Annotated in this window: 12 protein-coding genes; 1 reads left to right on the plus strand and 11 read right to left on the minus strand. The window is 37.6% G+C overall.

Annotation, left to right across the window (positions count from 1 at the left end; all coding sequences use genetic code 11):
• Positions 1-13: 13 nt before the first annotated feature.
• The 6 genes from NST24_RS16915 to NST24_RS16940 form a co-directional block, all read right to left on the minus strand.
• The gene (locus NST24_RS16915; protein ID WP_008348294.1) at positions 14-673 is read right to left on the minus strand and encodes an exopolysaccharide biosynthesis polyprenyl glycosylphosphotransferase; all 660 of its coding nucleotides are present in this window, start codon (positions 671-673) and stop codon (positions 14-16) included.
• A 198-nt stretch (positions 674-871) separates the two neighbouring features.
• Positions 872-1,450, minus strand: a complete 579-nt coding sequence (locus NST24_RS16920) for a hypothetical protein (RefSeq protein ID WP_223255607.1) — start codon at positions 1,448-1,450, stop codon at positions 872-874.
• 135 nt (positions 1,451-1,585) lie between these two features.
• On the minus strand, positions 1,586-3,076 hold the full coding sequence (locus tag NST24_RS16925; protein WP_342462023.1) for an N-acetylmuramoyl-L-alanine amidase: 1,491 nt from the start codon (positions 3,074-3,076) through the stop codon (positions 1,586-1,588).
• Positions 3,077-3,216: 140 nt separating this feature from the next.
• Entirely contained in the window at positions 3,217-4,707 is a 1,491-nt protein-coding gene (locus NST24_RS16930; protein ID WP_025208076.1) for an N-acetylmuramoyl-L-alanine amidase, read from the minus strand.
• A 21-nt stretch (positions 4,708-4,728) separates the two neighbouring features.
• A complete protein-coding gene (locus tag NST24_RS16935; RefSeq protein ID WP_144679128.1) occupies positions 4,729-6,837 on the minus strand; it encodes a SpoIID/LytB domain-containing protein in 2,109 nt (702 codons plus the stop codon).
• A gap of 25 nt (positions 6,838-6,862) precedes the next feature.
• Positions 6,863-7,186, minus strand: coding sequence for a hypothetical protein (locus NST24_RS16940; protein WP_024719258.1), 324 nt, complete (start codon positions 7,184-7,186; stop codon positions 6,863-6,865).
• A 182-nt stretch (positions 7,187-7,368) separates the two neighbouring features.
• Between NST24_RS16940 and NST24_RS16945 the strand changes: the two genes are divergently transcribed.
• Complete coding sequence (locus NST24_RS16945; RefSeq protein WP_116306309.1) at positions 7,369-8,292, plus strand: LytR family transcriptional regulator; 924 nt, start codon at positions 7,369-7,371, stop codon at positions 8,290-8,292.
• A gap of 56 nt (positions 8,293-8,348) precedes the next feature.
• Here NST24_RS16945 and NST24_RS16950 read toward each other — a convergent pair whose 3' ends face one another.
• The 5 genes from NST24_RS16950 to wecB all read right to left on the minus strand — a co-directional run bounded on the left by NST24_RS16950 (position 8,349) and on the right by wecB (position 13,925).
• Positions 8,349-9,464, minus strand: coding sequence for a CDP-glycerol glycerophosphotransferase family protein (locus NST24_RS16950; RefSeq protein ID WP_342462024.1), 1,116 nt, complete (start codon positions 9,462-9,464; stop codon positions 8,349-8,351).
• A 224-nt stretch (positions 9,465-9,688) separates the two neighbouring features.
• Entirely contained in the window at positions 9,689-10,852 is a 1,164-nt protein-coding gene (locus NST24_RS16955) for a CDP-glycerol glycerophosphotransferase family protein (protein WP_342462025.1), read from the minus strand.
• 4 nt (positions 10,853-10,856) lie between these two features.
• Positions 10,857-11,882: a ribitol-5-phosphate dehydrogenase gene (locus NST24_RS16960; protein WP_058336995.1), complete on the minus strand. Its 1,026-nt coding sequence runs from the start codon at positions 11,880-11,882 to the stop codon at positions 10,857-10,859.
• Positions 11,875-12,591: a 2-C-methyl-D-erythritol 4-phosphate cytidylyltransferase gene (locus NST24_RS16965; RefSeq protein ID WP_058336996.1), complete on the minus strand. Its 717-nt coding sequence runs from the start codon at positions 12,589-12,591 to the stop codon at positions 11,875-11,877. Before NST24_RS16965 ends, NST24_RS16960 begins: the two co-directional genes overlap by 8 nt.
• A 200-nt stretch (positions 12,592-12,791) precedes the next feature.
• Positions 12,792-13,925, minus strand: coding sequence for a UDP-N-acetylglucosamine 2-epimerase (non-hydrolyzing) (wecB, locus tag NST24_RS16970; RefSeq protein WP_058336997.1), 1,134 nt, complete (start codon positions 13,923-13,925; stop codon positions 12,792-12,794).
• Positions 13,926-13,969 lie beyond the last annotated feature (44 nt).

Below are 13,969 nucleotides of genomic sequence, written 5' to 3' on the forward strand. Positions count from 1 at the left end.
TTCCCTACTTTACTTATCTGGCTCCGTCACCAGTCACGATGACTTTTAACGTTTTTACCATAATCTTCGTGTCGAGAGAAAATGTCAAGTTTTGAATATACTGTAAGTCATGTGATAATTTTTCACTTGGACTCATTTCATATCCCCCATTTACTTGAGCAAGACCAGTCAGCCCCGGCTTCACTGTCAGTCTTTTTGTAAAGCCTGGAATCGTCCGATTAAATTCGGCAGTAAACATTGGTCTTTCAGGACGTGGACCTACAATACTCATTTCTCCTTTTAACACGTTGATAAATTGCGGCAGTTCATCAATTCTTGTTTTTCTGATGAACGCCCCCACTTTGGTGATACGAGGGTCATTTTTTTGCGCCCATTTCGCTCCTCCGCTTTCTGCGTTGGTTCTCATCGATCTGAGCTTCCATAATTTAAAGTAGACACCGTCTTTTCCGACCCTTTCCTGCATATAAAAGGCTGGCCCTGGTGTTTCTAGCTTAATTAAAAGGGCAAACAGTAAAATGATTGGCGTACTCAACATCAATCCGATGAACGAGAACACGACATCTATGAAACGTTTTGCAAATAAATATCGAACCATATGTTCTGTTAAAGCAAAAGAGTGGTTTCGTCTCACTTCATATTCTCTGTAAAGGTTCATCGCTTTCTCTGCGCTCACTGACCTGCACCTCACCATTCAAAGTAGTTGTTGTGTAAAGAGATGTTCTATGAAAGTCAGTTTAGCAGAGCAACATTAAGCAAATGTAAATGGGCTGTTAAGTCTTGTAAAAGTGTGTTAAGAATGTGCCCTTATATCAAGTTATGCCCTTTTAAACGTAAAAAAGACCCGCATTTCTGCGGGTCTACGTGTCTTTTTTTATTTTGCCTTTACGGATTCGATCGTCTTCAGTCTAAGCGTTCCGTTTGCATCTTTTGTATAAGTTACTTTCACTTTTGACTCTTCTTTTAGGCTGTTCACTTGTTTAGAAAATGTATTTCCGAATTGAATGGCTACTTCTTTTCCATCAATGTTGACAGCAATTGTATGTCCATCAGCCAAACCGACATATGTGCCTTCTTTGGTGACTTCATTTTTCTTCGTTGTAGATTCTTTTTTTGTTTTAGATTCAGCTTTTGACTGATCGTTTGTCGTTTCTTCTTTTGTGATTTCCTTACTTGAGCTTTCTTTTGCATCTTCATCAGATTGACCTGCTTGGTCTTCTGTTTGAGCAGCTGTTTCTTTGCTTTCATCATCTGCTTTTTCACTTGCAGACTTGTCTTCCGTCTTTTCATCTGTTGCATTTTCTTTCTTTTGATCTGCTGCTTCAGTTGTTTCTTTTTTGCTGTTATCCGTATTGTTATCGTTTGACTGATTTGATGTGCCGCATGCTGTGAGCATTACACCTAGAAGTAAGACTAAAAACGGCATTGTGATTAATTTTTTCAAGATCGTCACCTCTTCATGATTTGTCGATTTGCTGTCATTGGAAGGCAAATACGTGAAAAATCCACCCTCTATGTTTCGATTATAACAAAAATAACCTGAAATGAAATGTATTTTTAACTTGACATATCATTCATCCGATCTATTTTATTCAAAATATTGAGATACACCTGCTGCGATTCCTGAAGCCAGCCGCTCCTTGGCAGTCGTTGATTTTAATATACTGGCATCAATCGGACTGGTTACGAACCCTGTTTCAAGCAAGATGCTGGGCATTTTTGAATACTTGATCACGTAGAACCCTGCTGTCTTCACACTGCGATCTCTTGTGCCAAGGGCTTTCACCATCTGGGGCTGTACCTTTTGTGCCAGCTTTAAACTATTGGCCGAAGCATACGTCGCATCATAATACGTTTCTGTTCCATTTGCAGCGCTATTATCATTTGCATTGGCATGGATGCTGATGAACACATCCGCACCAGCCTGTGATCCTTTGCTTACACGTGTTTGCAAGGAATCAAATGTATCAGATGTTCTAGACATGACCGTCAGCGCACCCGCTTGTTTGAGCCTTGCTTGCAGTTTTAACGCGACATCCAGATTAACATTTTTTTCAAACAGCCCATTTCCTACCGCTCCAGCATCCTGCGCACCATGACCTGGATCAATAAAGATGGTTTCACCTAACACATGATTTTTCAGCTGTGTGATCACACTGGTTCGTATGGTTGATGTTCCGCCCAACACTGTAAATGTTGAAATCTTTTTAGTCCCAATGACACGACGAATCGCATCTGGCACTGATTGAGCGTCTGTAAGAAGAAGGGTTTGCCCTTGCTTGGCTGCCGTACTTGCCGCAGCTGCCGCATCGGCATATGCATAGCCGTTACTCATATACGTTTGGGTTGTCTTCATCGGGTATGTTTTCGCAATTCGGGCTGCCACTTCATACCGATTGGCTCCGCTGATTCTCACGGGTGATGGCAGCTTTTGATAGGCTGCTTGATTGACACTTGTTTCCCCGCCAATCACAATCGTCCGTTTCACCGCTTTGCTTTTTAATAGATTGGCTGTTTCCTGCCGCAGCCCTTTTGCATCGGTTAATAAAATAGGAAAACCCTGTTTTGCAGCAAACGGAGCAATCGCCACAGCATCTGCATAAGCAGAACCATTCACAATCACAGCTGTATCAACACTCTTCATTTGCTTAGCAACGTTTGCCGCCAATTCATATCGATTATTTCCTTGTATTCGCGATACGGATAGATTCATTGCTTTTAGCTGCGCCACGACTTTGTGAGAAATACTTGCGGTTCCGCCAAGAATGATAACACGCTTCGTTCTCAACTGCTGAAGACCTGACTTAGTTGCACCTGAAAGACTGCTAGTATTCGTTAACAGCACTGGCGCTCCTTGCTGAAAGGCATACGGCACAGCACTTAGCGCATCTGCATAAGCTTCACCGCCTACTAAAACAACTGTAGGTGCTGTCGACCAGCCTCGTTTTGCAGCGTTAACTGCCACCTCATATCGATTACTTCCCTCAATCTTCGATACATTGTGCTGCGCAAATGCTGATGGTGCATATAAACTTAGTGAAACCACAATTAAAACAAAACATTTGATATAAGAACGCATGAAGTCAACCTCCTTGGTTTTGAACCCTTCATCATGGAACCCAGGAAACACTTCATGTACTTTTGAAAAAAGGCTGCCGAGAGTCGTTTCTCGAGCAGCCTAAGAGGTGTATCTTCGGCACCCCTCATCTGTATGTTTTCTTATCTAAAATAGCCTGAAACACCGCTTGAAATACCTGACGCCAATCGATCTTTATAAGTAGCAGATTTCAAAATATTTGAATCAACTGGACTGGAAACAAAACCAGTTTCTAAGAGAACACTTGGCATCTTAGAATATTTAATGACGTAGAAGGCAGCTGTCTTCACGCCACGGTCTCTTGTGCCTAATGCACTGACCATTTTAGGCTGAATATTTTGCGCAAGCTTCAAGCTGTTTGTTGCCGCATATGTTTTGTCATAATACGTTTCAGTTCCATTTGCACTGCTGTTATCATTTGAGTTCGCATGGACACTGATGAAGATATCTGCATTTGCTGACGCACCTTTGCTCACCCGTGTTTGAAGACTATCGAATGTGTCTGATGTTCTTGACATGGTAGTGAGTGCACCAGCATTTTTCAGTTTAGTGTTCACTCTCTTCGCTACGTCTAAGTTTAAATTTTTCTCATAAAGACCATATCCTACAGCACCAGAATCTTGAGCACCATGGCCAGGGTCAAGGAATACTTTTTTACCTACAACCGGGTTCTTTAATTGAGATGCTACAGTATTCGTCACTGTCGTTGAATTTCCGACTACTGTGAATTTCGTTATGTTTTTACTGCCGATAATTGACCGAGTATGGACAGGCAAAGTTTTCTCATTTGTTAATAAAAGAGCTTTCTTTTCTTTCGCTGCAATGCCAGCAGCTGCTGGTGCAGAGGCATAACCAAATCCTCTCGCAACATACGTATTGCTCGTACTTAGTTTATACTTATTCACAATCTTTGCTGCAATATCATAGCGGTTAGCGCCCTTTATTCTCGTTGGCGACTTTAGCTTGTTGTATGCTGCTTTGGTAACATACGATTCGCCGCCAATCACAATTGTTTGCTTAATATTACTAGCTTTTGCGAAAGTTGAAATTTCAGAACGAAGTCCCTTTTTATCTGTATATAAAATTGGGAAACCTTTTTGTGCAGCATATGGCGCAATCGCAATCCCATGCGCATACGAATGACCTTCTACAACCACTACACCAGCTGGTTTTTTCATTTGCTTTGCAATATTCGTAGAGATTTCATATCTGTTCTTCCCCGTAATTCGTTTTGTTGAAATCCCTAGTTTTTTTACTTGATTGATGACATTATTTGAAACACTTGCCGTCGTTCCAATCGCAATCACATTTTTCGCTTTTAATGACGTTAATCCTTTCTTCGTTTCTGATGAAAGGTTTTTACTATTTGTAAAAAGAACTGGCGCATTATGTTGATACGCTAAAGGGACAGCTGCTGTTGCATCAGCGTAAGCTTTTTTCCCTACTAGCACAACGGTATTCGCTGTTCCCCAACCTTTTTTCGCCACATTGACAGATAAAGAGTAACGATTTCCCCCATCTATTCGTGATACAGAATTGTCCGCTGAAGCTGTTGGAACAATAATGAAAATGGCGATGAGGCTGAGGATGGCTGTTTTGATCATTGAGCGCATCTTCTGTGTCCTCCCTTAACTTTAATAATTTGTTAGTTTTGTACCTGGATAGTAGAACGAAAGTATAGAAGAATACGAGTTTCCAGATTCAGCTCTAGCTTTGGCGCCGTATTGACTCATCCCAATACCGTGACCATAACCTTTTCCTGAAATCGTGAAATCATTTGTATTATTCTTTACTGACGCAAACGTACTTTTCACCTTTGTTGCGCCCATGACTGTTCTAAACTCTGTCATTTTCATACTTGCCGTTGTACTTTTGTTCACTGTATACGTACCTGTTTTGTTTTTCAGATGGTAATTCAGCTTGATTGAAACGGTCTTCGCACGCTGACCTTTTGTTTTTCCTGAGAATGTCAGGCTTGAAATAGATGCAATTCTCATGTCAGATGCAGCTGTTTCTTTATTTTTCAACAGCCATGATTTTAGACCAGCAAGGTCGGCAGCATTGGCTTCTTTTGCCTTAGACCACTCAGAAGCTGCTTTACTTGCAGTCAACGTAGTGCCTAATTGCTTTTTAGACAACTTCAGTGTCCACGCATTGACAGGATCTTTTGTGTCCTGCTTGGCGACTAAGTATGGCAGTGCATTCCCCCATACTTCTTCACTCGCCTCAGTGTATCCACCATTACTAGAATAATAGGTGGCTGAAATAAGTTGATTGTTGTATTTTAGAACCTTGCCTTTTGTGGCATCAACAGCTTTTGTTGAATTTGTGTACCAGTTATATCCTCCATATACTTGGAAGGCTGTTGTATCAGGTACGACTTTTCCAATACTTTTCACTGAATACGTTCTAGCGGCAACTGCTTGTGCTTTTAATGCCTCAACATGCCAGCTTGCAGGCATTTCGTTTGGCACAACACCTTTTAGATAGTCTTCAAATGGAATATTTTCATTAGTCGGCCTGATATATCCTGATTCAATAGCAAAGTTGATGTTCCCTAAGTAAGGCTTCCCTGCGATTTGAAGGACATTTTTAGTTGAATATTTCTCAGGAACAACTCTTACTGTGTTATATGTCTTAATACCTTTTAATGAAATTTTTCCGTTAGAAATATTCAATTGGTAGTTTTGATTTTTTTTCAGATAGACTTGTTTGGCTAAAGCGTTTTTGAGCGTATCTGAAAGCACACTTGAACTGCCTGCTATATGATATGTATGTGTGCCGTTTTCTTTTAAAAGTTTCTTTAAAGAAGAAGAGAAAGAATCTTTTTTGACATAAATCATAGTACGATTGTTTTTCGCTGCTAAAAGTGACATAGGAATTGCATATTTTGAGCTAGAACCTTTAGCAAGATATACTTTATCTACATTTAACTTTAATTTCTTGATGATGTTAACAGAAAGTTCATAGCGATTTTCACCACTGATTCGTGTAACTTGTGATGTCTTTTTTAATTGTTTTTCTACTTTTTCGCTAATGCTTTTTGTACTTCCAACTACAATTACCTTACTAGGAATCTTATAAGTCGGAATTGAATTTTTCTTTGTTAATAAGATTGGATACCCATTTCTAGCTGCATAAGAGATCATGGATGTCCCATTCATAAAGGAAGCCCCGCCAGCAACAATTGCCTGCTTATAACTCCCCATCTCTTTGGCTACTTTTTGAGATATTTCAAATTTATCTTTTCCGCTTATTCTTCTAATCTTCCCGTACTTTTTTAAGGTTTTCTCAGTTGTAGACGAAATACTTTTTGTATCCCCAATGATTAAGATGTTATCGGGTTTCATTTTTTTAATTTGGTTCTCAGTTGCTTTTGTTAGCTTCGCAGCACCAGAATAAAGAATTGGTGCATCTAATTTGTAAGCCAATGGAGAAACGGTCATTGCATGATCGAAAGCATCCTTATTTACGACAACGATAGTTGATGGATTCTTCCAGCCAGAATCAGCAATACTATTGGCTACTTCGTATCTATTATTTCCCTCATATCTTTTCGTCACAGCAACATTGGATCCTGACAGCTTGTATTCCCCAGTTGTTGAAATATCCATGCTTGTTTTGTTTCCTATATAATTAGACAATTTCACTGAAATTGTCGAGCTGGCCATGGCAGACTGAAAAGGTGCAATTAGTAGTGTCATTGTCATGAGAACGATAAGTGTAATGCCTGTTTTCTTCAATTTTGTTCATCCCGCCCATCTTTTTTTACTTCTGTTTTTCAATCTTTTGAATTTCTTTTTGACCATTGTCATTGATAAAGTAAGAGATTTCTACTTTGTCACCTGGTTTAAATTCATTTAATACATCTTTAAAATTATCCGTAAATTCATAGCTTAAGGTCGTATTCACTTTTTTTACTTCGACTGTATGTGCATCAGCCATTCCAATAAATTCAGCTTTTTCTTCCAGCACCTGAGGAGTTGAACTGCTTGTCTTGTTTTCTCCTGAGGATTGCTCAGCCGTTCCACATGCTGTGAGCACGATACCTAGTAGTAGTATTAAGAACGGTAAAACGACGATTTTCTTCATTTTTTTCACCTCATGTCTTTGTATCGTCTTATAACTTAATATTTTAAGGTAAATTTAAGGTTTTTTGAAACCTTTTTTTTGTTACAACGTCTATATCTAGGTTCAGAGTAAAAAAATAACTTGTTTATCAAGATTCGTAAACCTATAATCATGGAAGAATGATAGAAAAGGTGAGGGACATTATGAGAGCTGAGAGAAAAAGAAAGAAAAAGAAGGTTCTTTGGATTGTTTTATCGATTATTGGCTTATTCGTATTAGCCACTGGCGGATACGCGTATCATCTTTGGAATACAGCCGCATCAACTGTCGCAGGCATTCAAGAGAACTTAAAGAAGTCAGATAAGCGTGACAAAGATGTCGATTTAAGTAAAAAAGACCCGATCTCCATTTTAGTCATGGGTGTCGATGAAAGAAAGAATGACCGAGGCCGTGCAGATACATTAATATACATGACTGTGAATCCGAAAACGAAAACAACTGAGATGGTGAGTATCCCCCGTGATACGTATACAAAAATTGTCGGAAAAGGCACAATGGATAAAATCAACCACTCCTACGCTTTCGGCGGTACACAAATGGCGGCAGATACAGTAGAGGAACTGCTTGATGTACCTGTGGATTACTTTGTAAAAGTAAATATGGAAAGTTTTAAAGACATTGTCGATACACTTGGCGGCATTACGGTGAACAGCACGTTTGCTTTCAGCTATGATGGCCATTCATTTGGTACAGGAGAGATTAACCTGAACGGTGATCAAGCCCTTGCCTATACAAGAATGAGAAAGCAAGATCCTAAAGGTGACTTTGGTCGTCAGCAAAGACAGCGACAAGTCATTGAAGGCATCATTGCAAAAGGGGCTAACATTTCATCTATTACGAAATTCGGTGATATGTTTAAAGTCGTTGAAAATAACATGAAAACGAATATGTCCTTTGACGACATGTGGACGATGATGAATGATTATCGTGATGCAAGACAAAATGTGAAACAGCACGAGCTGAAAGGTACAGGCGCACGAATCAATAATATTTATTACTATCAGCTTGATGACAGCAGTTTAGCGAAAGTGAAGAAGGAATTGAAGGATAGTTTGGAAGCTTCGTAAATAAAAAACACCTTTCTTAGAGAAAGGTGTTTTTTATTATGAAAGAATTATCCTTGCTACTCATCGCCTTCTTTTTGTTTTAATAAAATCGCATCCACTACTCTTTTACTCGATTGACCATCCAATTCATCAAAGAAATAATGCACAAATGAATCTAACTTTTCGAATTCATACTGATTGTTCTTAACAATTGAAACGAGTTCATGACAAGTTCTAGCTAGTGGGCCCGGGATAAATGAGAAATATTCATAATAAAAATCACGAGTTCGAATATACTCGTCCACATCATAACTAAAAAAGATCATTGGTTTTTGTAGCAAAGCAAATTCAAAACAAACAGATGAATAGTCAGTTATCAGAAGGTCTGCAATTAACAACAACTCATTGATCTCTCTAAAATCTGAAAAATCATAGAAAAATTCACTATATTGATATGGAATATTAATTTTATTTTTAACAAATGGATGAATTTTAAACAAGAAAATATATTCGTTATTCAGCTCTTGATAAAGCTGATCATAATTTAATACTTCGAACGGATAATAGGCGGATTGCTGGCCATTTCCTCTAAAAGTCGGGGCAAATAAAATCACCTTTTTCCCTTTTAGAAAAGGATATTCTTCATATAAACTTGATCTAACTTCAGCTTTTTTCGCTTCATCGAAAAAGAAGTCTGTTCTAGGAATTCCTGTGGCAATGACATTTTCAATATCTACACCAAATCCCTCTGCATAATGCTTACGGATATGATCAGAACTGACAATGACTTTCGTATAGTTCCTATGATTTTTAGATGTTGGCGATGGGCCTCCTGGTAAACCTATACGGCTATAACCAAATGTCTTAAATGCCCCCACTGCATGCCATAATTGAACAAGATCAGCATTTTTTCGGATCTTTAATGGATAGATGATTGGATAAAAATCATCTATTAAAATGTGTCGGCTTGTAGCAAAATGATAAGCCATTCGCACATATTCTGTGATACTTTTTTTCGTACTAATGCTTTCTTTCAAGAAAAACTGAAAATCAAAGGTTTCTTCTCTCTCTAAAAGCTCTCGATAGACAAATTCAAAGTTTCCTGATAAATCAGTACGACTATCTGATGCGAAAGTGATTTTATTCAGTTTTACTGGCAGGATACAAAATAGTTGATATAAGATTTGAAACATAACACGCTTCATTTTACGAATTATACGATTTTCATATTTCATAGTCGCCTATATTAACCTTGATCAATTTCTTGAAGTTTGTGTGATGATACATAAGCTTTTTTTTCTTCTCCATCATAACAATGAAATGATATTTCAATCTTTTCTCCCCTGATAAATGTACCACCTTAGTCGAATAGATATCCCGCTTTAGGAATTTGTTTATATTTCCTAAAACCCCTAGCTTAAATTTCAAAAACTCTCTCCCCTTCATTCAATAAGCTTAGTATAAGTGAAACAACACGCTCCGTAGAATGTCCATCACAACGATTCATGAACCGTTTTGAAAATGAACGAAAATCAGTTTGTGTTTTATCCAAACTTACATTTTTCAAATCCTCTATTAAAGGCTCCATTTTCGTTCTAATAGGTCCTGGTGCAAACTCATGAAACGGGTAATAAAAGTCTCTCTCTTGCAAATAGTTCTCTAGATCGGGACAATAGAAAAACATTGGCTTATTCAATAGACTATATTCAAATATAACTGATGAGTAGTCTGTCACCAATACATCAGAAAGAATCATTAACTCATATAAAGTAAACTTCTCAGATATATTTTCTTCTCCAAATGAAGTTTTTCGCATATAAGGGTGTACATTGATGAACAATTCATAATGCTGTGGATCTAAATGTCTAAAAAGAGTTTCGTGATTCAAAAAGAAATGTTCCCCATGCTGCTTATTAACTCCTCCCCTATAAGTTGGAGCATATAGCACTTTCACTTTATTCTTCAATTCTGGGTATTCCTCATGAAACCTCTTTTTCACTTCACAAATGTACTTTTCTGAATAAAAAAAGTCAGTTCTTGGAACTCCTGTCGCTAATATTTTTTGCTTAGGCATATTAAACGCTTCAGAAAACGGAACAATTGCTTCTTCTGAACTCACAATTACAAAATCATAATTGGAATGAACAGGAACTACTTTTAAATATTCAGATGAAGGTCCCCCCTGCTTATCTTTAATGCTGTGACCAAATTTTTTAAAAGCACCACATGCATGCCAAATTTGAACAACCTTTGTTTCCGACCGCTTTTTAATTAAATAAAGAGGATAATAGTAATCATCTAATAAGAGCACCTTGCAAGTAGCAATATGATACAACGTTCTCAATAAATAAATAATATAGAGAAACTTACCTATCAACCCACTCTCCGACTTTCTGAATAATAGAACAATTCTCAAATGGGGCTGTTTTACCAATTCATTATATACGTTCTTGAAATTTTCATTTATTTCATTATCTCTATAAGAAGCAATCACAATTTTTTGCGGACTTACCGGAATTAATTTAGAAAAGACTGTGTAGACTATTTGAAAAAAAACTTTCACAATTTTTGTCATATACATTGTGTTAGATTTCCCATTTCATGATTGTTTTACCCCATGAAGAAGTCAAATCTTCTTCAAATGCCTTTCCAATGTCCTCTATGCTTCTCACAGTATGGACTGCTCCAATTAATGTCTCCAAATAATCTACAATTTCAGGAAATTCATTTAGTAGATTAACAGTATTAACAAAGTCTTTACTGCCACTTCTACTGCTTCCAATGAAAATAATCCCTTTTTCGAGAATCATTCTTGTTGCTACCTTCACAGGGTATTCTGACACACCTAATAAAGCCACAGATGCCTCTGGCTGAGTATAATCAATGATTTGTTCTATTGCAGTTTCACTGCCACGTCCACCGACACATTCAAATGCATGATCGACTCGAAGGTCTTTTGGTATGTCATTAATTTGGTATACTTCATCAACAAAAGAGAAATGCTCTAATTTATATTGGTTTTTTCCAAAAACGTATACTTTACAAGAAGGATATCGTTTTTTTAGTATTAAGGATGTAATAAATCCAAGGTTCCCATCCCCCCAAACACCAAACAAATCTCGCTTTTGGTGAGCCACACTTTCAAACCTACTCATTGCATGGACAGCAATTGTAATTAATTCAATAAAAGCAGCTACATGAAGGTTCATTTGCTCTGGAAGGGCTACAAGGCGATCCGGATTCATGAACATATAATCTTGCATGAACCCATCATATCCACTTGACCTGAAATAGCTTGAGCGCAGGTAGTTCTCCGCAATAAATTGATTTTCTTCATTTGGAATATTTGGAACCATCACCACATGTGTTCCGACTTTAAAAGCTCCTGTAGGGTCATACATTACTTTTCCAACACCCTCATGAATAAGCGCCATTGGAAGCTTTTTATCCATTGCTTCCTTACCTCTTGTTCCTGTAAAATAGCGCTGATCCGCAGCACATATTGACAAGTGAGTTGGTCTAACAACAACCTGACCAGAAGTAAATTCCTTATCCTTATAAGTCACTTCAAATTGTCTAGCAGAAACCAATCGATATGTTTGATTAATCATTTTTTATGTTCTCCTGTAAAATAGCATTCGCGACTTTCAGATCGTATGGTGTCGTTACTTTTATATTAAATACCTCACCTCGGACTAAATTCACTTTTTGCCCTGCTAAAATACAAATTTTACAAGCATCTGACAGCACCTTTTTCTGTTCCTCTGTTAGTTCGCCATAAAGACGTTTTAAGAGAGAGATCTTAAAACTTTGAGGAGTTTGGCCTTGATACATGTTGTCACGTACAGGAATATTCGTGATATTTGCTCCATCTTCTGAAGTTACAATTGTATCTATAGCAGGGATAACAGTATCGACAGCATCGTGTTCTAGAACGGCATTTATATTTTCCTCAATAATCCTATGGGTTAAAAATGGTCTTACTGAATCATGTGTAACAATAACATCGTCATCATTTAGCCCATACTCTTTTTCAATAAAACGAACCCCGCTCATAATCGATTCGTTTCGATCTATTCCACCCTCAATTACTACTAATCTATCATCAGCATGTATGTATTTTTCTAGTATATTCTTCGTATGATTGATCCATTCTTTAGGAGTTACAATAATAATTTTTTCAAAACGATCATTTAATAGAAATTTTTCAACAGTGTGAATAATGATAGGGCGATTATTTAACGGCAAGAACTGTTTTGGCATATTTACATTACCCATTCTAGAACCTTTCCCGCCAGCTAATATTTCTGCATAAATCATACTTAATACCCCTCTCAATCATGTCAAATAAATAAAAATGGCAATATTTTAATATAAATAGATTGTAAATTACATTACAAAGAATCCATTCATATCTTAATATATGCCATTATAATACCACATTTTTATATTTTTTTAATTATTGATTTAGAATTTGTAACATATATCGACAAATTTTTCTAACATATAAATGGTCATTTTCAAAATGACTGCGGCTTGACATCCGTTAATCCATAGTGATAAAGAAGCATTTCAACAATTCGTTTCGATGCTTGTCCATCACCATATGGGTTAGAAGCCTTCGACATGTTATCATACTCTTGCTTGTCTTCTAACAGCTCTTTTGCCATCTGATAAATGGTTTCTTCATCGGTTCCTGCAAGCTTAAGCGTACCAGCTTTCACGCCTTCAGGACGTTCTGTTGTATCACGCAGCACTAATACTGGCTTTCCTAAAGAGGGAGCTTCCTCCTGCACACCGCCTGAATCCGTTAAAATAAAGTGTGAGGCAGCAGCAAAGTTATGGAAATCAACTACTTCAAGCGGCTCAATTAAGTGCACACGATCAAGATCACTGAATTCAGTCTGTGCCGCATCACGAACAGCCGGATTTAGATGGACAGGGTATACGACTTGAACATCTTTAAATTCTTCTACAACACGGCGAATCGCTCTAAACATGTTCTTCATCGGCTGACCAAGATTTTCTCTGCGATGAGCCGTTAATAAGATCATTTTATCTGTGCCTATTTTCTCTAAAATAGGGTGTTGATACTGCTCTGTAACCGTTGTTTGCAATGCATCAATTGCTGTATTTCCTGTTACAAAGATGGTCTCTTCTTTTTTATTTTCAACTAAAAGATTCTGCTTTGCCTCATGTGTCGGCGCAAAATGAATATCGGCTATATTTCCTGTCATTTGACGGTTCAATTCTTCTGGAAACGGTGAGTATTTATTATGTGTTCTTAACCCCGCTTCAACATGACCTACTGAAATTTGGTGATAAAACGCAGCCAAACTTCCTGCAAAGGTTGTCGTTGTGTCTCCATGAACAAGCACAATATCAGGTTTTTCCTCTTTGAATAATTGATCTAATTTCAACAGTGCATTCGATGTGATTTCAGATAATGTCTGGCGTTCTTTCATAATATTCAAATCGTGATCGGGCTTAATATCAAAAGCTTTCAGCACTTGATCAAGCATTTGTCGATGTTGAGCCGTCACAGTAACTGAAGATTTAATTTGTGGATGTTTTTTTAGCTCAAGGACAAGGGGTGCCATTTTAATCGCTTCAGGCCTCGTCCCGAATACAGTCATTACATGTAATGTTCTCAATAGTCGATGCCTCTTTTCTTCTCAATTATTGTATGTTGTTCATT

The organism is Bacillus sp. FSL R5-0286, assembly GCF_038593245.1.
GTDB lineage: Bacteria > Bacillota > Bacilli > Bacillales > Bacillaceae > Bacillus > Bacillus altitudinis.

Excerpts from the sequence above, each read along its gene's own strand:
- NST24_RS16930 (WP_025208076.1), bottom strand. The coding sequence starts at position 4,707 with ATGCGCTCAATGATCAAAACAGCCATCCTCAGCCTCATCGCCATTTTC.
- NST24_RS16950 (WP_342462024.1), bottom strand. The coding sequence starts at position 9,464 with ATGTTTCAAATCTTATATCAACTATTTTGTATCCTGCCAGTAAAACTG.
- NST24_RS16945 (WP_116306309.1), top strand. The coding sequence starts at position 7,369 with ATGAGAGCTGAGAGAAAAAGAAAGAAAAAGAAGGTTCTTTGGATTGTT.
- NST24_RS16955 (WP_342462025.1), bottom strand. The coding sequence starts at position 10,852 with ATGTATATGACAAAAATTGTGAAAGTTTTTTTTCAAATAGTCTACACA.
- NST24_RS16925 (WP_342462023.1), bottom strand. The coding sequence starts at position 3,076 with ATGCGTTCTTATATCAAATGTTTTGTTTTAATTGTGGTTTCACTAAGT.
- NST24_RS16940 (WP_024719258.1), bottom strand. The coding sequence starts at position 7,186 with ATGAAGAAAATCGTCGTTTTACCGTTCTTAATACTACTACTAGGTATC.
- NST24_RS16965 (WP_058336996.1), bottom strand. The coding sequence starts at position 12,591 with ATGATTTATGCAGAAATATTAGCTGGCGGGAAAGGTTCTAGAATGGGT.
- NST24_RS16960 (WP_058336995.1), bottom strand. The coding sequence starts at position 11,882 with ATGATTAATCAAACATATCGATTGGTTTCTGCTAGACAATTTGAAGTG.